Source organism: Variovorax sp. 10L421, from assembly GCF_056395365.1.
Map to the genome: position 1 here is coordinate 677005 of NZ_JBFTJJ010000001.1, position 16589 is coordinate 693593.

Below are 16589 nucleotides of genomic sequence, written 5' to 3' on the forward strand. Positions count from 1 at the left end.
AGAACGAATGAACGTGGTCCTCAACCTTCTGGTCGGCGTGCAGATGCTGGCAGCCCTCGCAATGATCGGCCTGATCCTGGTCCAGCATGGCAAGGGCGCCGACATGGGCGCAGCCTTCGGCAGCGGCAGCGCCGGCAGCCTGTTCGGCGCCAGCGGCAGTGCCAACTTTCTCTCGCGCACAACGGCCGTGCTTGCTGCCGTGTTCTTCGCCTGCACGCTGCTGCTGGCCTATTTCAGCCATGCACGTCCCGCAGGCGGCGGCAGTCTTCTGGAGCGCGCTGCGGTGGGTGCACCTGCTGCGCCGGCTTCCGGTGCGGCTGGTGAAATTCCTGGCGCGGCAGCTCCCAGCGCCCCCGCTTCGGCTCCTGTAGCCCCGGTTTCGGGTGCGGGCCAGATCCCCGGCAAGTAATCAACTCGTTTTCATGAGTTGCCCGTGAGAAATGGCTTCATTTCAGGGTAAACTCTAAATCTGTTCGGAAAGCCAAATGCCTCTTGCAGGTACCTCATGCCATCCGAACAGCAAAAAACCGCGGTCGTGGTGAAATTGGTAGACACGCTATCTTGAGGGGGTAGTGGCGAAAGCTGTGCGAGTTCGAGTCTCGCCGACCGCACCAAATCTCATCGGCAGAAAACCTCATCCAGGGGTTCTTCTTGCCGGTGGCAAGCGGTGAAAAACTCTCGATGAATCTCGACTCCTACCTCCCCGTCCTTTTGTTCATTCTGGTCGGAGTCGGCGTAGGCGTCGCCCCTCAGGTCATCGGATACATCCTCGGCCCCAATCGGCCCGACGCCGCGAAGAATGCTCCCTACGAGTGTGGCTTCGAGGCCTTCGAGGACGCGCGCATGAAGTTCGACGTGCGCTACTACCTCGTCGCGATTCTCTTCATCCTGTTCGATCTCGAAATTGCCTTTCTCTTCCCCTGGGCCATCGCGCTCAAGGAGATTGGCGCTATCGGCTTCTGGGCCATGATGATCTTTCTCGCCATCCTCGTCGTGGGCTTTGCCTATGAGTGGAAAAAGGGCGCGCTCGACTGGGAATGACAAGGAAAGCACACGATGGCCATTGAAGGCGTTCTCAAAGAAGGTTTCGTCACCACCACCTATGACTCGGTGGTGAACTGGGCGAAGACCGGATCTCTCTGGCCGATGACATTCGGCCTCGCATGTTGTGCGGTCGAAATGATGCACGCGGGTGCTGCCCGCTACGACATCGACCGTTTCGGCATGCTGTTTCGTCCGAGTCCGCGCCAGTCCGATCTGATGATCGTGGCGGGCACGCTGTGCAACAAGATGGCGCCGGCCCTGCGCAAGGTCTATGACCAGATGCCCGAGCCGCGCTGGGTGCTGTCGATGGGGTCGTGCGCCAACGGCGGTGGCTACTACCACTACAGCTATTCGGTCGTGCGCGGCTGCGACCGCATCGTGCCCGTCGACGTGTACGTTCCGGGTTGCCCGCCCACCGCCGAAGCATTGCTCTACGGCGTGATCCAGTTGCAGCAGAAGATTCGCCGCACCAACACCATTGCCCGCGCCTGAGAGATTGCCGACGATGACTGACTTTGCAATTTCGCCGGAGGTGCTGCGCGCCACCATTGCCGAGACGCTTGGCGCCAAGGCCAGGAGCGTGACGCTTGCCTTGGAAGAGGTGACCGTGGTGGTTGGTGCCGCCGACTACATCGAAGCCGCCTTGCTGCTGCGCGACGCGCCCGGCTGCCGCTTCGAGCAATTGATCGACCTTTGCGGCATGGACTATTCCGACTACCGCGAGGGCGAGTGGCAGGGCGAGCGTTACGGCGTCGTCACGCACCTGCTGTCGGTGAGCCTCAATCAGCGCGTGCGCCTCAAGGTGTTTGCGCCGAGCGAAGACCTGCCCGTGGTCGATTCGCTCCAGCCCGTCTGGAGCGCCGCCACCTGGTTCGAGCGCGAAGCCTTCGACCTGTACGGCATCGTGTTCGATGGCCACGACGACCTGCGCCGCATCCTGACCGACTACGGCTTCATCGGCCACCCGTTCCGCAAGGACTTCCCGGTGTCGGGTCACGTCGAGATGCGTTACGACGAAGAACAGAAGCGCGTGGTCTACCAGCCGGTATCGATCGAGCCGCGGGAAATCACGCCGCGCGTGATCCGCGAAGACAACTACGGCGGCGGTTTGCACTGATATGGCCGAAATCAAGAACTACACCCTCAACTTCGGCCCCCAGCATCCGGCCGCTCACGGCGTGCTGCGCCTGGTGCTAGAGCTCGACGGCGAAGTGATCCAGCGCGCCGACCCCCACATCGGCCTGCTTCACCGCGCCACCGAGAAGCTCGCCGAGTCGCGCACCTTCATCCAGTCGCTGCCTTACATGGACCGCCTCGACTACGTGTCGATGATGAGCAACGAGCACGCGTACTGCCTCGCCATCGAGCGGATGATGGGCCTCGACGTGCCGATCCGCGCGCAGTACATCCGCGTGATGTTCGCCGAGATCACCCGCCTGCTGAACCACCTGCTGTGGCTCGGCGCGCACGGCCTCGACTGCGGCGCGATGAACATGCTCATCTACTGCTTCCGCGAGCGCGAAGACCTGTTCGACATGTACGAGGCGGTGTCGGGCGCGCGCATGCACGCGGCCTACTTCCGGCCGGGCGGCGTCTACCGCGACCTGCCGGACGCGATGCCGCAGTACAAGGTCAGCAAGATCAAGAACGCGAAGGCGATCGAGCGTCTCAACGAAAACCGCCAGGGCTCGCTGCTCGACTTCATCGACGACTTCTGCAAGCGCTTCCCGAAGATGGTCGACGAGTACGAGACGTTGCTCACCGACAACCGCATCTGGAAGCAACGCACCGTGGGCATCGGCGTCGTGACGCCGGAGCGCGCGCTGAACCTGGGCTTCACGGGGCCCATGCTGCGCGGCTCGGGCATCGAATGGGACCTGCGCAAGAAGCAGCCCTACGACGTCTATGACCGGATGCAGTTCGACGTGCCCGTGGGCAAGACCGGCGACTGCTACGACCGCTACCTCGTGCGCGTTGAAGAAATGCGCCAGGCCAACAAGATCATCCAGCAGTGCTCGGCCTGGCTGCGTGCCAACCCCGGTCCGGTGATCACCGACAACCACAAGGTGGCTGCGCCTGCGCGCGAATCGATGAAGGCGAACATGGAGGAGTTGATCCACCATTTCAAGCTCTTCACCGAAGGCTTCCACGTGCCCGAAGGCGAGGCCTATGCCGCCGTCGAGCACCCGAAGGGCGAGTTCGGCATCTACCTCGTGAGCGACGGCGCCAACAAGCCTTATCGCCTGAAGATCCGCGCCCCTGGCTTCCCGCACCTCGCCGCCCTCGACGAAATGTCGCGCGGTCACATGATCGCCGACGCTGTCGCGGTGATCGGCACGATGGACATCGTGTTCGGTGAAATCGACAGGTGAGAAAGAGCGAATGACGACTTCCTCAACCCATCACCATGACGCGGCCCCTTCGGCCCCGTTGAAGGCCGAGATCCTCGAGCGCTTTGCGCGCGAGGTCGCCAAGTACCCCGAAGCGGGCAAGCAATCCGCCGTGATGGCCTGCCTCGCCATCGTCCAGCAGGACGAGGGCTACGTCAGCCTGCAGCGTGAGCGCGAGATTGCCGAATACCTCGGCATGGCGCCCATCGCCGTGCATGAAGTGACGACCTTCTACAACATGTACAACCAGCATCCGGTGGGCAAGTTCAAGCTCAACGTGTGCACCAACCTGCCTTGCCAGTTGCGTGACGGCGTCACGGCCCTCGTGCACCTCGAGAAGAAGCTCGGCATCAAGATGGGCGAGACCACGGCCGACGGCCTGTTCACGCTGCAGCAGAGCGAATGCCTGGGCGCTTGTGCTGATTCGCCCGTGATGCTGGTCAACGATCGCACCATGTGCAGTTTCATGAGCAACGACAAGCTCGACCAGCTCATCGAGGGCCTGCGTGGCTCCGTCAAAGGGGAGGCCGCCTGATGTCGCCCGAGCAAGTACTCCAGCAGTTCCAGGCCACGGGCGTCCAGACCTGTTTCCATGATCGCCACATCGAGCCGCAGATCTATGCCGGCCTGAATGGCACCAACTGGCGGCTGGCCGACTACGAGGCACGCGGCGGCTACAAGGCGCTGCGCAAGATCCTCACCGAGGGCCTCACGCCCGACCAGGTGATCGCCGAGGTGAAAGCCTCGGGCCTGCGCGGCCGTGGCGGCGCGGGTTTCCCGACCGGCCTGAAGTGGAGCTTCATGCCCCGCCAGTTTCCGGGCCAGAAGTATCTCGTCTGCAATTCGGACGAAGGCGAGCCCGGTACCTGCAAGGACCGCGACATCCTGCAGTTCAACCCGCACATCGTGATCGAAGGCATGGCCATCGCCGCGTATGCGATGGGCATCAGCGTGGGCTACAACTACATCCACGGCGAGATCTTCCAGAGCTACGACCGCTTCGAGGAAGCCCTCGAAGAGGCGCGCGCCGCCGGCTACCTCGGCGACAAGATCATGGGCAGCACGTACAACTTCCAGTTGCACGCCGCCCACGGTTTCGGCGCCTACATCTGCGGCGAGGAAACCGCGCTGCTCGAATCGCTCGAAGGCAAGAAGGGCCAGCCGCGCTTCAAGCCGCCGTTCCCGGCGAGCTTCGGCCTCTACGGCAAGCCGACCACCATCAACAACACCGAGACCTTCGCGGCGGTGCCCTGGATCATCAACAACGGCGGTCCGGCCTACCTCGAATGCGGCAAGCCGAACAACGGCGGCACCAAGATCTACTCGGTCAGCGGCGACGTCGAGTTGCCCGGCAACTACGAAGTGCCCATGGGAACGCCGTTCTCCAAGCTGCTCGAACTGGCCGGCGGCGTGCGCAAGGGCCGCACGCTCAAGGCGGTGATCCCCGGTGGCTCGTCGTCGCCGGTGCTGCCGGCCGACATCATGATGGCCTGCACCATGGACTACGACTCCATCGCCAAGGCCGGCTCCATGCTGGGCTCGGGCGCGGTGATCGTCATGGACGACAGCCGCTCGATGGTCGAGTCGCTCAAGCGCCTCTCGTACTTCTACATGCACGAGTCCTGTGGCCAGTGCACGCCGTGCCGTGAAGGCACCGGCTGGCTCTATCGCGTGGTGGACCGCATCCACAACGGGAAGGGCAAGCCCAGCGACATGCAACTGCTGGACTCCGTTGCCGGGGACATCATGGGCCGCACCATCTGTGCGCTCGGCGATGCGGCGGCAATGCCCGTGCGCGCCATGATCAAGCACTTCCGTCACGAGTTCGAAGCCCTGATTCCGGGCCACGTCCCGACGGCGCCCGTCAAGGCCTGAGCGCGAGAAGAAACATACTCATGATCGAAATCGAACTCGACGGCAAGAAGGTCGAAGTGACCGAAGGCAGCATGGTGATGCATGCGGCCGACAAGGCGGGCACGTACATCCCGCACTTCTGCTATCACAAGAAACTCAGCATCGCGGCCAACTGCCGCATGTGCCTGGTCGACGTGGAAAAAGCGCCCAAGCCGATGCCGGCCTGCGCCACGCCCGTCACGCAGGGCATGATCGTTCGCACCAAGAGCGAAAAGGCCATCAAGGCGCAGCAGTCGGTCATGGAGTTCCTCCTGATCAACCACCCGCTGGACTGCCCGATCTGCGACCAGGGCGGCGAATGCCAGCTGCAGGACCTGGCCGTGGGCTACGGCGGTTCTTCCTCGCGCTACGAGGAAGAAAAGCGCGTCGTGTTCCACAAGGACGTCGGCCCGCTGATCAGCATGGAGGAGATGAGCCGCTGCATCCACTGCACGCGCTGCGTCCGTTTCGGCCAGGAAGTGGCCGGCGTGATGGAGCTCGGCATGTCGCACCGCGGCGAGCACTCCGAAATCGAAACTTTCCTCGGCGACTCGGTCGACTCCGAACTGTCGGGCAACATGATCGACATCTGCCCGGTCGGCGCGCTCACGAGCAAGCCGTTCCGCTACAGTGCCCGCACCTGGGAGCTGTCGCGCCGCAAGTCGGTAAGCCCCCACGATTCCACCGGTGCCAACCTGATCGTCCAGGTCAAGAACAACCGCGTGATGCGCGTGGTGCCGCTCGAGAACGAAGACGTCAACGAATGCTGGATCGCCGACCGCGACCGCTTCTCGTACGAAGCGCTCAACGGCCCCGAGCGCCTGACGCAGCCCATGCTGAAGCAGGGCGGCCAATGGCAGCAGGTCGATTGGCAGACGGCGCTCGAGTACGTCGCCAACGGCCTCAAGCAGATCAAGGCCGACCACGGCGCGCAAAGCATCGGCACGCTGGTCAGCCCGCACAGCACGCTCGAAGAGCTGCAGCTCGCCGCCATGCTCACGCGTGAACTGGGCAGCGACAACATCGACTACCGCCTGCGCAACGCCGAATTCACGGCATTCGAGGGCGTGCGCTGGCTCGGCACCTCGATCGCATCGCTCACGCAAGTGCAGCGCGCGCTCGTCGTCGGCTCGAACCTGCGCAAGGAACACCCGCTGTTCGCGCAGCGCATCCGCCAGGCCGTGCGCAAGGGCGCCGCACTATCGGTGATCACCTCGGCGAGCCTGATGGCCGCCCGCGACGCTTGGGCCATCGACGTGGCGCAATCGTCCATCGTCGAAGCCGACCAGTGGGTCGAAGCGCTGGCCGCCGTGGCCGCTGCGGTCGGTGAAACCAACGGCGCAGCCGCGCCACTGGCACCGAAGAATGCACCGGATGCCGCCGCCAAGGCCATCGCAGCCTCGCTGCTGAGTGGCGAACGCAAGGCCATCCTGCTCGGCAACGCCGCCGCCCATCACGCCCAAGCCAGCAGCTTGCTGGCCCTGGCGAACTGGATCGGCGCGCAAACCGGCGCCACCGTCGGCTACCTGACCGAAGCCGCCAACACCGTGGGCGCGCAGATCGTCGGCGCGTTCCCGAAGAACGGCGGCCTCGATGCCGGCCGCATGCTCGCCGCAGGCTCCGGCCTGAAGGCCATGCTGCTGCTGAACACCGAGCCGGTGTTCGATTCGGCCGCTGGCGCCGCCGCCGCCGATGTCATCGGCAATGCGCAGATGGTCGTCACGCTGAGCCCCTTCAAGGCCAACCTCGAGTTCAGCGACGTGCTGTTGCCCATCGCGCCGTTCACCGAGACCCCGGGCACCTTCGTCAATGCCGAAGGCCGCCTGCAAGGATTCCATGCCGTCGTGAAGCCGCAAGGCGAAACGCGTCCGGCATGGAAGGTGCTGCGTGTGCTGGCCAACCTGCTGGGCCTGCCGGGCTTCGCGTTCGAATCAACCGCCGAGGTGCTGGCCACCATCGGTGACAAGGGCTCGGTGCCGGCGAATGCGCTGAGCAACGCCACGTCCGCGAAGGCCGTCGCCTCCGGCGGGGCAGCTGCTGCACCCGTGGTCGCGAGCATCTACCAGCTGGATTCGATCGTGCGCCGTGCGCCGTCGCTGCAACTGACCGCCGACGCGCGCAACGCGTCGTCGACCGCACCGGCGCGTGCCGAGGAGGCACTGGCATGATCGTCGACACCATTCACGGCTTCGGCCAGGGCCTGGTGGCCGCAGGCTGGTGGACCGGCGTGGTCTGGCCCGTGGTCTGGACGCTGCTGAAGATCATCATCGTGGTGATCCCCCTGATGCTGGCCGTGGCCTACCTCACGCTGTGGGAGCGCAAGGCCATCGGCTTCACGCAGATCCGCATCGGCCCGAACCGCATCGGACCGCTGGGCCTGCTCCAGCCGATCGCCGACGCGCTCAAGCTGATGACCAAGGAAATCATTCTTCCGACGGTCGCCAATAAGGGCCTGTTCCTGCTGGGCCCGATCATGACCATCATGCCGGCGCTGGCCGCATGGGCCGTGATTCCCTTCGGTCCCGACGTGGCGCTGGCCAACATCAACGCCGGACTGCTGTTCGTGATGGCCATCACCTCGCTCGAGGTGTACGGCGTGATCATCGCCGGCTGGGCTTCGAACTCGAAGTACGCCTTCCTGGGCGCGCTGCGCGCCTCGGCACAGATGGTGAGCTACGAAATCGCGATGGGCTTCTGCTTCGTCGTGGTGCTGATGGTCACGGGCAGCCTGAACATGAGCGAGATCGTGAACGTCCAGGGCAAGGGCATGTTCGCCAACATGGGCGTGGGCTTGCTGTCATGGAACTGGCTGCCGCTGCTGCCGATCTTCGTCGTCTACTTCATCTCGGGCCTCGCCGAAACCAACCGCCACCCGTTCGACGTGGTGGAAGGCGAGTCTGAAATCGTGGCCGGCCACATGATCGAGTACTCGGGCATGAGCTTCGCGATGTTCTTCCTGGCCGAGTACGCCAACATGTGGCTCGTCTCGATCCTGACCGTGGTGCTGTTCCTGGGCGGATGGCTGCCGCCGTTCGAGTTCCTGAGCTTCATCCCCGGCTGGATCTGGCTGGGCGCCAAGACCTTCTGCGTGGTCACCATGTTCCTGTGGGTGCGCTCGACGTTCCCGCGCTTCCGCTATGACCAGATCATGCGTCTGGGCTGGAAGATCTTCATTCCCGTCACTCTCGTGTGGCTGGTCGTGGTCGGTGGCTGGATGCAGACGCCGTTCAACATCTGGAAATAACAGGAAGCGCCAACATCATGACTGCTTCGCACACCGCCGGCGCGCTGGCGCGCCCTTCCAAACTCGCGTCTGCGCCTTTTTCGCTCAAGGACTTCCTGAGCAGCTTCATGCTGTTCGAACTGTTCAAGGGCCTGGCCATCACCGGCAAGTACGCCTTCGCCCGCAAGATCACGGTGCAGTTCCCCGAAGAGAAGACGCCGCTGTCGCCGCGTTTCCGCGGCCTGCACGCGCTGCGCCGCTATGAGAACGGCGAAGAGCGCTGCATTGCCTGCAAGCTCTGCGAAGCCGTCTGCCCGGCGCTGGCCATCACCATCGAGTCGGATGTGCGCGACGACGGCTCGCGCCGCACCACGCGCTACGACATCGACCTGACCAAGTGCATCTTCTGCGGCTTCTGCGAAGAAAGCTGCCCGGTCGACTCGATCGTCGAGACGCACATCTTCGAATACCACGGCGAAAAGCGCGGCGACCTGTACTTCACCAAGGACATGCTGCTGGCCGTGGGCGACCGCTACGAAAAAGAAATTGCAGCGAACAAGGCGGCCGACGCCAAGTACCGCTGATCCGACCAGCCCGAACCCATTCGAATTCCATGGACGTCAAGACCGGTCTGTTCTATCTGTTTGCCGTGGTGCTGCTGTTCGCAGCGTTCCGCGTCATCACCGCCCGCAATCCCGTGTATGCCGCGCTGTATCTGGTGCTGGCCTTCTTCCAGGCATCGGCCATCTGGCTGCTGCTGCGCGCCGAGTTCCTCGCGATCTCTCTGGTGCTGGTGTATGTCGGCGCCGTGATGGTGCTGTTCCTGTTCGTCGTGATGATGCTGGACATCAACGTCGACAGCTTGCGGGAGGGCTTCTGGAAGCACTTCCCGCTGGCCGCCGGTGTCGGCGCACTCATCGCGCTCGAAATGGCGGCCGTGCTCATGGGCGGCTTCCGCCTGGGCGAGGCACCGCGCGCTGCTGCCGGTGCGATGGGTGCCAACACTTCCAATACGCTCGAACTCGGCAAGCTGCTTTACTCCGAGTACCTCTACCCGCTGGAAATCGCCGCGGTCATCCTGCTGGTGGCCATCGTGGCGGCCATCGCACTGACGCTGCGCACCCGCAAGGACAGCAAGTACGTCAATCCGGCCGACCAGGTCCGCGTGAAGGCGCGCGACCGCGTGCGCATCGTGCAGATGCCGGCAACGCGTGCTGCGGAGCCTGTGGTTGAAGTTGCGGACGCTGCAAAGGAAAACAAGGCATGACGCTCACGCTCGGACACTTCCTCTCGCTCGGCGCGATGCTCTTCGCGCTGTCCGTGATCGGCATCTTCCTGAACCGCAAGAACCTCATCGTGCTGCTGATGGCCATTGAGCTGATGCTGCTCGCGGTCAACATGAACTTTGTGGCGTTCTCGCACTATCTGGGCGATATGCACGGCCAGATCTTCGTGTTCTTCATCCTGACGGTGGCCGCGGCCGAGTCGGCCATCGGCCTGGCGCTGCTGGTCCTGCTGTTCCGCAACAAGTCGAACATCAACGTCGACGAACTCAACTCACTCAAGGGTTGAACGCAACATGAGCGCAACCCTTTCCGCATCCACCCTGCTGGCCGTGCCGCTGGCACCCCTGGTCGGCGCCGTCGTCGCCGGCCTGTTCGGCACCAAGTTCGGCGGCGATCACATCGGCCGCAAGGTCACGCATTCGCTGACCATCCTGGGCGTGCTGGTCGCCTTCATCATCTCGGCCATGACGCTCAAGAGCGTGGTGGCCGACGGCGCCCGCTTCAACGAAACCATCTATGAATGGATGACCGTTGGCGGCCTGAAGATGGAAGTCGGCTTCCTGATCGACGGCCTCACCGCCATGATGATGTGCGTGGTGACCTTCGTGTCGCTGATGGTGCACATCTACACCATCGGCTACATGGAGGAAGACGACGGCTACAACCGTTTCTTCGCGTACATCTCGCTGTTCACCTTCTCGATGCTGATGCTCGTCATGAGCAACAACATGCTCCAGCTGTTCTTCGGCTGGGAGGCGGTGGGCCTGGTGTCGTACCTGCTGATCGGTTTCTGGTTCAACCGGCCGACCGCGATCTTCGCGAACATGAAGGCCTTCCTGGTCAACCGCGTGGGCGACTTCGGCTTCATCCTCGGCATCGGCCTGATCGCGGCCTATGCCGGCACGCTGAACTACGGCGAAGCCTTCGCCAAGGCCAACACGCTGGCCGGCATCACCTTCCCGGGCACTGAATGGATGCTGATCACCGTGATCTGCATCTGCCTGTTCATCGGCGCAATGGGCAAGAGCGCGCAGTTCCCGCTGCACGTGTGGCTGCCCGACTCGATGGAAGGCCCGACGCCCATCTCCGCGCTGATCCACGCCGCGACCATGGTGACGGCCGGCATCTTCATGGTGGCGCGCATGTCGCCGCTGTTCGAACTGAGTGACACGGCACTGAGCTTCATCCTCGTGATCGGCGCCATCACCGCGCTGTTCATGGGCTTCCTGGGCATCATCCAGAACGACATCAAGCGCGTGGTTGCGTACTCGACGCTCTCGCAGCTCGGCTACATGACGGTGGCGCTCGGCGCCTCGGCCTACTCGGTCGCGGTGTTCCACCTGATGACGCACGCGTTCTTCAAGGCGCTGCTGTTCCTCGGCGCGGGCTCGGTGATCATCGGAATGCACCACAACCAGGACATCCGCTGGATGGGCGGCGTGCGCAAGTACATGCCGATCACCTGGATCACCTCGCTGCTGGGTTCCCTCGCGCTGATCGGCACGCCGTTCTTCGCCGGGTTCTACTCGAAGGACAGCATCATCGAAGCGGTGCACGAAAGCCACCTGTGGGGCGCGAACTTCGCGTACTACGCGGTGCTGGCCGGCGTGTTCATCACGGCGTTCTATTCGTTCCGCATGTACTTCCTGGTCTTCCACGGCGAGGAACGCTACGACCAAAACCCCGACGCGCACCACCACGACGAGCATGCGGAGCACGACGACGATCATGGCCACGGCCACAAGCCGCACGAATCGCCCTGGGTGGTGTGGCTGCCGCTGGTGCTGCTGGCCATTCCCTCGGTGGTGATCGGCTTCATGACGATCGAGCCGATGCTGTTCGGCGAGTTCTTCAAGAACGCGATCATCGTGGACGGCACCAGGCACCACGCCATGAAGGAACTGGAAGAAGCCTTCCACGGCCCGGTGGCCATGGCCATCCACGGCCTGACGGCGCCGCCGTTCTGGCTGGCGCTGGCCGGTGTGGTCCTGTCCTGGTACATGTACATGATCAACCCGGCGCTGCCGGCCGCGATCAAGCGCGCCTTCGGTCCGATCTACCGCCTGCTCGAGAACAAGTACTACATGGACTGGTTCAACGAGAACGTCATCGCCCGCGCCACGCGTGCGCTCGGTACCGGCCTGTGGAAGGGTGGCGACCAGGCCCTGATCGACGGTGCCGTCGTGAACGGCTCGTGGAAGGTGGTCGGCCGGGTTTCGGGCGTGGTTCGCTGGATGCAGTCCGGCTACATCTATCACTATGCCTTCGCGATGCTGCTCGGCATCTTCATCCTGATGACGTACTTCGTCTGGTTCAAACGCTGAGCCTAGCGCTGGAGAAAAAGAAAAATGGGTTTGTTGAGCCTTGCCATCTGGGTGCCGATCGCATTCGGCGCCGTGCTGCTGGCGTTTGGCCGTGACGAGCACGCCAGAGGCGTACGCTGGGTCGCGCTCGTCGGTTCCATCGTGAGCTTCCTGGTCACGGTGCCGCTGGTCACGCGTTTCCAGAACAGTAGCGCCGCGATGCAGTTCGTCGAGAAGACGGGCTGGATCTCGCGCTTCAACGTCAACTACCACCTCGGGATCGACGGCATGTCGCTCTGGCTGGTGCTGCTGACGTCGTTCATCACGGTCGTCGTCGTGATCTCGGCCTGGGAAGTGATCACCGAGCGCGTGAACCAATACATGGGCGCGTTCCTGATCCTGTCGGGCTTCATGATCGGCGTGTTCGCTGCACTCGACGGCGTGCTGTTCTACGTGTTCTTCGAAGCCACGCTGATCCCGATGTACCTGATCATCGGCATCTGGGGCGGCCCGAACAAGATCTACGCGGCTTTCAAGTTCTTCATCTACACCTTGCTCGGCTCGCTGCTGATGCTGGTGGCGCTGATCTACCTGTACAACAAGTCGGGCGGCAGCTTCGACATCCTGAGCTGGCACAAGCTGCCGCTGGGTGCGAGCGCGCAGACCTTCCTGTTCTTCGCCTTCTTCGCGGCCTTCGCGGTGAAGGTGCCGATGTGGCCGGTGCACACCTGGCTGCCCGACGTGCACGTCGAGGCGCCCACCGGCGGTTCCGCCGTGCTGGCCGCGATCATGCTGAAGCTGGGCGCCTACGGTTTCCTGCGCTTCTCGATGCCCATCGCGCCCGATGCCTCGCACGAATGGGCCTGGCTCATGATCGCGCTGTCGCTGATCGCGGTGATCTACGTGGGCCTGGTCGCGCTGGTGCAGCAGGACATGAAGAAGCTGGTGGCTTACTCGTCGGTGGCCCACATGGGCTTCGTGACGCTCGGCTTCTTCATCTTCAACGAGCTTGGCGTGTCCGGCGGCATCGTGCAGATGATTGCGCACGGCTTCGTGTCGGGCGCCATGTTCCTGGGCATCGGCGTGCTGTACGACCGCGTGCACTCGCGCCAGATCGCCGACTACGGCGGCGTGGTCAACACCATGCCCAAGTTCGCCGCGTTCGCGCTGCTGTTCGCCATGGCCAATTGCGGCCTGCCGGGCACCGCCGGTTTCGTGGGCGAGTGGATGGTGATTCTGGGTGCCGTGAAGGCCAACTTCTGGATCGGAATGGCGGCAGCGACCGCGCTGATCTTCGGTGCCGCCTACACCCTGTGGATGTACAAGCGCGTGTACCTCGGCCCGGTCGGCAACGACCACGTCAAGGAAGTCAGCGACATCAATGCCCGCGAGTTCCTGATGCTGGCGCTGCTGGCGATCGCCGTGCTGTGGATGGGCCTCTATCCGAAGCCTTTCACCGACTCGATGAACGCTTCGGTGACCGAGCTCCTGCGCCACGTGGCGATTTCCAAGTTGCCCTCCTGATGCCACGCTGAACAAGAGAACGAGATGATTGACAAACTCAGCTGGGTCACGATCTACCCCGAAATCGTGTTGCTGGTCATGGCCTGCATCATTGCGCTGGTCGACCTGTCGGACGCGAGCCCGCGCCGTACCCGCACCTATGTACTGACGTTGGCCACGCTCGCCGTGGTCGCGGTGTTGTCGGGCCTCGCCGCCCTCGGTGGCAAGACTGCCTACGGCTTCGGCGGCATGGTCGTCAGCGATCCGATGGGCAATTGGCTCAAATGCTTTGCCACCGTTGCCCTGATGGTCACGCTGGTCTATGGCCGTCCTTATGCGGCCGACCGCGAGATGCTGCGCGGCGGCGAACTGTTCACCATCAGCATGTTCGCGCTGCTGGGCATGTTCGTGATGATCTCGGGCAGCAACTTCCTGCTGATCTACCTGGGCCTGGAACTGCTCACGCTGTCGAGCTATGCGCTGGTGGCGCTGCGCCGCGACAACGCGGTGGCCAGCGAAGCCGCCATGAAGTACTTCGTGCTCGGCGCCATGGCCAGCGGTTTCCTGCTGTACGGCCTGTCGATGATGTACGGCGCGACCGGTTCGCTCGACGTCAACGAAGTGTTCAAGTCCATCGCGAGCGGCAAGGTGAACCACCAGGTGCTGGTGTTCGGCCTGGTGTTCATCGTGGCCGGCCTGGCCTTCAAGGTGGGCGCCGCGCCGTTCCACATGTGGGTGCCCGACGTCTACCAGGGCGCACCGACGGCGGTCACGCTGCTGATCGGCGCCGCGCCCGAACTGGCGGCCTTCGCCATCATCATCCGCCTGCTGGTCGACGCGCTGCAGCCGCTGGCCATCGACTGGCAGCAGATGCTTGCCGTGCTCGCCATCGCCTCGCTGCTGGTCGGCAACCTGGCCGCCATCGCCCAGAGCAACCTGAAGCGGATGCTGGCGTATTCGACGATCTCGCAGATGGGCTTCATGCTCCTCGGCCTGGTGGCGGGTTCGGACCAGCAGGGCACTTATAACGCCCAGTTCGCCTACAGCGCCTCGATGTTCTACATCGTGACCTACGTGCTGACCACGCTCGCGAGCTTCGGCATCATCCTGCTGCTGGCGCGCGAAGGCTTCGAAAGCGAAGAGATTACCGACCTCGCAGGCCTGAACCAGCGCAGCCCGCTGTATGCCGGTGTGATGGCCATCGCGATGTTCTCGCTGGCCGGCCTGCCGCCGCTGGTCGGCTTCTACGCCAAGCTGGCCGTGCTGCAGGCGCTGATCGCCTCGGGCCAGGCGATCTACATCGGGTTGGCCGTGTTCGCGGTGATGATGTCGCTGATCGGTGCGTTCTACTACCTGCGCGTGGTCAAGGTCATGTACTTCGATGCGCCCGTCACGGCCACCACGGTGTCGGCACCGCGCGACGTGCGCACCGTGCTCACGATCAACGGCGCGCTGATCCTGATCCTAGGCATCGTGCCCGGCGGCCTGATGACGCTTTGCTACGACGCGATCGTGGCCACGCTGGCCCACTGACGCGGCCGACCTCGGGTGTCGCAAACCGCGTCGGTCTGGGTCGTTCTGCTGGTGGCCCTGGTGGCCGCCAACCTGCCGTTCTTCAACAATCGCCTGTTCGGCGTCGTGCCTCTGGCGACAACACCCAAGTCGCTCGCGGTGCGGCTCGCCGAGCTGGTGGTCTTGTACTTTCTGGCGGGCGGCGTCGGGCTGCTGTTCGAGCGCAGGGCAGGGCAGATCGCCTCGCAGGGCTGGGAGTTCTATGCGGTGACCGGCGCGCTGTTCATCGTGCTGGCCTTTCCCGGGTTCACCTGGCGCTACCTGATGAAACACAGGCACTGACGACATGACCTCGACCACCACGACCACCGATTCGCACCTGAAGGAAGAACTCACGCAGAGCGTGGAGCTCTTCAAGGGCAACTTCCTGCACGCCAAGCGCGACACCGTGCGACTGCCCGACGGCCACACCGCCACGCGCGAATACGTGGTGCATCCGGGTGCCGTGGTGGTCATTCCGTTGCTGGACGATGGCCGCGTGGTGCTGGAACGCCAGTTCCGCTACCCCGTGGGCCACGTGATGATCGAATTCCCCGCGGGCAAGCTCGACGCGGGTGAAGACCCGTTCGTCTGCGGCCGGCGCGAGCTGCTCGAGGAAACCGGCTATACCGCGCGCGAATGGGCGCATGCGGGTGCGATGCACCTGGCAGTGGCGTACTCGACCGAGATCATCCACATCTACTTCGCGCGCGGTCTTTCGCTGGGCGAGCGGCAGCTCGACCATGGCGAGTTCCTCGACGTGTTCACGGCCACGCCCGAAGAGCTGGCCGACTGGTGCCGTGACGGCACCGTGACCGATGCCAAGACGCTGACCTGCACGCTCTGGCTGCAGAACGTCCTTTCGGGCGCATGGGCTCTGGACTGGCAGGCCGTGCCGGCAGAAGGCAGCGCGGGATAATCCGCGCATGAAGGTTCTGAATCTCCGCTGCGCACACGGCCACGGCTTCGAGGGCTGGTTTGCGTCCAACGAGGCCTTCGACAGCCAGTTGGCGAGTGGACTGGTCGAGTGCCCGGTCTGCGGCGACACCGCGATCGTCAAGTTGCTGAGCGCGCCGCGCCTCAACCTCGGCAATGCCAAGGCGCCGCAGGAAGCCGTTGCAACTGCCGCTTCAAATGTTGTTCCCGCCGAACTCTCGCCCGAGGCCCGCTGGATGCGAGCCGTGCGCGAGGTGCTGGCGAAGACCGAAGACGTCGGCGAGCGCTTTGCCGACGAAGCCCGGAAGATGCACTACGGCGAGGCCCAGGAACGGGGCATCCGCGGACAGGCCACGCTCGAGCAGACCGAGGCGCTGCTCGACGAGGGCATTGCGGTGATGGCGCTGCCGATACCGGCTGCGCTCAAGGAAACCCTGCAGTAGCCAACCGGGCCGCGGCT

18 protein-coding genes and 1 tRNA gene are annotated in these 16589 nt (G+C 63.8%); all 19 read left to right on the top strand.

Going from position 1 to position 16589, the window contains the following annotated elements:
* Positions 1-7 precede the first annotated feature (7 nt).
* Positions 8-409 (top strand): preprotein translocase subunit SecG, encoded by a 402-nt coding sequence (gene secG, locus AC1DFC_RS03290; protein WP_413312555.1) that lies wholly within the window; start codon positions 8-10, stop codon positions 407-409.
* A gap of 120 nt (positions 410-529) precedes the next feature.
* A tRNA-Leu gene (locus AC1DFC_RS03295) sits at positions 530-614 on the top strand.
* Between the two features lie 67 nt (positions 615-681).
* The gene (locus AC1DFC_RS03300; protein WP_042674206.1) at positions 682-1041 is read left to right on the top strand and encodes an NADH-quinone oxidoreductase subunit A; all 360 of its coding nucleotides are present in this window, start codon (positions 682-684) and stop codon (positions 1039-1041) included.
* Between the two features lie 15 nt (positions 1042-1056).
* Complete coding sequence (locus tag AC1DFC_RS03305) at positions 1057-1536, top strand: NuoB/complex I 20 kDa subunit family protein (protein ID WP_007837763.1); 480 nt, start codon at positions 1057-1059, stop codon at positions 1534-1536.
* 13 nt (positions 1537-1549) lie between these two features.
* Positions 1550-2161, top strand: coding sequence for an NADH-quinone oxidoreductase subunit C (locus AC1DFC_RS03310; protein ID WP_007837755.1), 612 nt, complete (start codon positions 1550-1552; stop codon positions 2159-2161).
* Between the two features lies 1 nt (position 2162).
* On the top strand, positions 2163-3416 hold the full coding sequence (locus AC1DFC_RS03315) for an NADH-quinone oxidoreductase subunit D (RefSeq protein ID WP_478178671.1): 1254 nt from the start codon (positions 2163-2165) through the stop codon (positions 3414-3416).
* Positions 3417-3426: 10 nt separating this feature from the next.
* Positions 3427-3969, top strand: coding sequence for an NADH-quinone oxidoreductase subunit NuoE family protein (locus tag AC1DFC_RS03320; RefSeq protein ID WP_007837751.1), 543 nt, complete (start codon positions 3427-3429; stop codon positions 3967-3969).
* Positions 3969-5309 (top strand): NADH-quinone oxidoreductase subunit NuoF, encoded by a 1341-nt coding sequence (gene nuoF / locus AC1DFC_RS03325; protein WP_007837749.1) that lies wholly within the window; start codon positions 3969-3971, stop codon positions 5307-5309. The genes AC1DFC_RS03320 and nuoF overlap by 1 nt, the downstream gene beginning before the upstream one ends.
* Positions 5310-5329: 20 nt before the next feature.
* Positions 5330-7495, top strand: coding sequence for an NADH-quinone oxidoreductase subunit NuoG (gene nuoG, locus AC1DFC_RS03330; protein WP_007837747.1), 2166 nt, complete (start codon positions 5330-5332; stop codon positions 7493-7495).
* Positions 7492-8571, top strand: coding sequence for an NADH-quinone oxidoreductase subunit NuoH (nuoH, locus tag AC1DFC_RS03335; protein ID WP_007837745.1), 1080 nt, complete (start codon positions 7492-7494; stop codon positions 8569-8571). Before nuoG ends, nuoH begins: the two co-directional genes overlap by 4 nt.
* A gap of 17 nt (positions 8572-8588) precedes the next feature.
* Entirely contained in the window at positions 8589-9134 is a 546-nt protein-coding gene (gene nuoI, locus AC1DFC_RS03340; protein ID WP_007837743.1) for an NADH-quinone oxidoreductase subunit NuoI, read from the top strand.
* Between the two features lie 29 nt (positions 9135-9163).
* Positions 9164-9817 (top strand): NADH-quinone oxidoreductase subunit J, encoded by a 654-nt coding sequence (locus AC1DFC_RS03345; RefSeq protein WP_007837742.1) that lies wholly within the window; start codon positions 9164-9166, stop codon positions 9815-9817.
* A complete protein-coding gene (gene nuoK / locus AC1DFC_RS03350; RefSeq protein WP_007837741.1) occupies positions 9814-10122 on the top strand; it encodes an NADH-quinone oxidoreductase subunit NuoK in 309 nt (102 codons plus the stop codon). The genes AC1DFC_RS03345 and nuoK overlap by 4 nt, the downstream gene beginning before the upstream one ends.
* Positions 10123-10129: 7 nt before the next feature.
* A complete protein-coding gene (gene nuoL / locus AC1DFC_RS03355) occupies positions 10130-12160 on the top strand; it encodes an NADH-quinone oxidoreductase subunit L (RefSeq protein WP_413312552.1) in 2031 nt (676 codons plus the stop codon).
* 24 nt (positions 12161-12184) lie between these two features.
* Positions 12185-13663, top strand: coding sequence for an NADH-quinone oxidoreductase subunit M (locus tag AC1DFC_RS03360; protein WP_007837739.1), 1479 nt, complete (start codon positions 12185-12187; stop codon positions 13661-13663).
* 24 nt (positions 13664-13687) lie between these two features.
* Complete coding sequence (gene nuoN, locus AC1DFC_RS03365) at positions 13688-15175, top strand: NADH-quinone oxidoreductase subunit NuoN (RefSeq protein ID WP_413312550.1); 1488 nt, start codon at positions 13688-13690, stop codon at positions 15173-15175.
* A 15-nt stretch (positions 15176-15190) separates the two neighbouring features.
* The gene (locus AC1DFC_RS03370) at positions 15191-15496 is read left to right on the top strand and encodes a DUF2818 family protein (RefSeq protein ID WP_007837735.1); all 306 of its coding nucleotides are present in this window, start codon (positions 15191-15193) and stop codon (positions 15494-15496) included.
* A gap of 4 nt (positions 15497-15500) precedes the next feature.
* The gene (locus AC1DFC_RS03375) at positions 15501-16112 is read left to right on the top strand and encodes an NUDIX domain-containing protein (protein WP_007837734.1); all 612 of its coding nucleotides are present in this window, start codon (positions 15501-15503) and stop codon (positions 16110-16112) included.
* A gap of 7 nt (positions 16113-16119) precedes the next feature.
* Entirely contained in the window at positions 16120-16572 is a 453-nt protein-coding gene (locus AC1DFC_RS03380) for a DUF1178 family protein (protein ID WP_007837732.1), read from the top strand.
* The last annotated feature ends 17 nt before the right edge of the window (positions 16573-16589 follow it).

Excerpts from the sequence above, each read along its gene's own strand:
- secG (WP_413312555.1), top strand. The coding sequence starts at position 8 with ATGAACGTGGTCCTCAACCTTCTGGTCGGCGTGCAGATGCTGGCAGCC.
- AC1DFC_RS03300 (WP_042674206.1), top strand. The coding sequence starts at position 682 with ATGAATCTCGACTCCTACCTCCCCGTCCTTTTGTTCATTCTGGTCGGA.
- AC1DFC_RS03305 (WP_007837763.1), top strand. The coding sequence starts at position 1,057 with ATGGCCATTGAAGGCGTTCTCAAAGAAGGTTTCGTCACCACCACCTAT.
- AC1DFC_RS03310 (WP_007837755.1), top strand. The coding sequence starts at position 1,550 with ATGACTGACTTTGCAATTTCGCCGGAGGTGCTGCGCGCCACCATTGCC.
- AC1DFC_RS03315 (WP_478178671.1), top strand. The coding sequence starts at position 2,163 with ATGGCCGAAATCAAGAACTACACCCTCAACTTCGGCCCCCAGCATCCG.
- AC1DFC_RS03320 (WP_007837751.1), top strand. The coding sequence starts at position 3,427 with ATGACGACTTCCTCAACCCATCACCATGACGCGGCCCCTTCGGCCCCG.
- nuoF (WP_007837749.1), top strand. The coding sequence starts at position 3,969 with ATGTCGCCCGAGCAAGTACTCCAGCAGTTCCAGGCCACGGGCGTCCAG.
- nuoG (WP_007837747.1), top strand. The coding sequence starts at position 5,330 with ATGATCGAAATCGAACTCGACGGCAAGAAGGTCGAAGTGACCGAAGGC.
- nuoH (WP_007837745.1), top strand. The coding sequence starts at position 7,492 with ATGATCGTCGACACCATTCACGGCTTCGGCCAGGGCCTGGTGGCCGCA.
- nuoI (WP_007837743.1), top strand. The coding sequence starts at position 8,589 with ATGACTGCTTCGCACACCGCCGGCGCGCTGGCGCGCCCTTCCAAACTC.
- AC1DFC_RS03345 (WP_007837742.1), top strand. The coding sequence starts at position 9,164 with ATGGACGTCAAGACCGGTCTGTTCTATCTGTTTGCCGTGGTGCTGCTG.
- nuoK (WP_007837741.1), top strand. The coding sequence starts at position 9,814 with ATGACGCTCACGCTCGGACACTTCCTCTCGCTCGGCGCGATGCTCTTC.
- nuoL (WP_413312552.1), top strand. The coding sequence starts at position 10,130 with ATGAGCGCAACCCTTTCCGCATCCACCCTGCTGGCCGTGCCGCTGGCA.
- AC1DFC_RS03360 (WP_007837739.1), top strand. The coding sequence starts at position 12,185 with ATGGGTTTGTTGAGCCTTGCCATCTGGGTGCCGATCGCATTCGGCGCC.
- nuoN (WP_413312550.1), top strand. The coding sequence starts at position 13,688 with ATGATTGACAAACTCAGCTGGGTCACGATCTACCCCGAAATCGTGTTG.
- AC1DFC_RS03375 (WP_007837734.1), top strand. The coding sequence starts at position 15,501 with ATGACCTCGACCACCACGACCACCGATTCGCACCTGAAGGAAGAACTC.
- AC1DFC_RS03380 (WP_007837732.1), top strand. The coding sequence starts at position 16,120 with ATGAAGGTTCTGAATCTCCGCTGCGCACACGGCCACGGCTTCGAGGGC.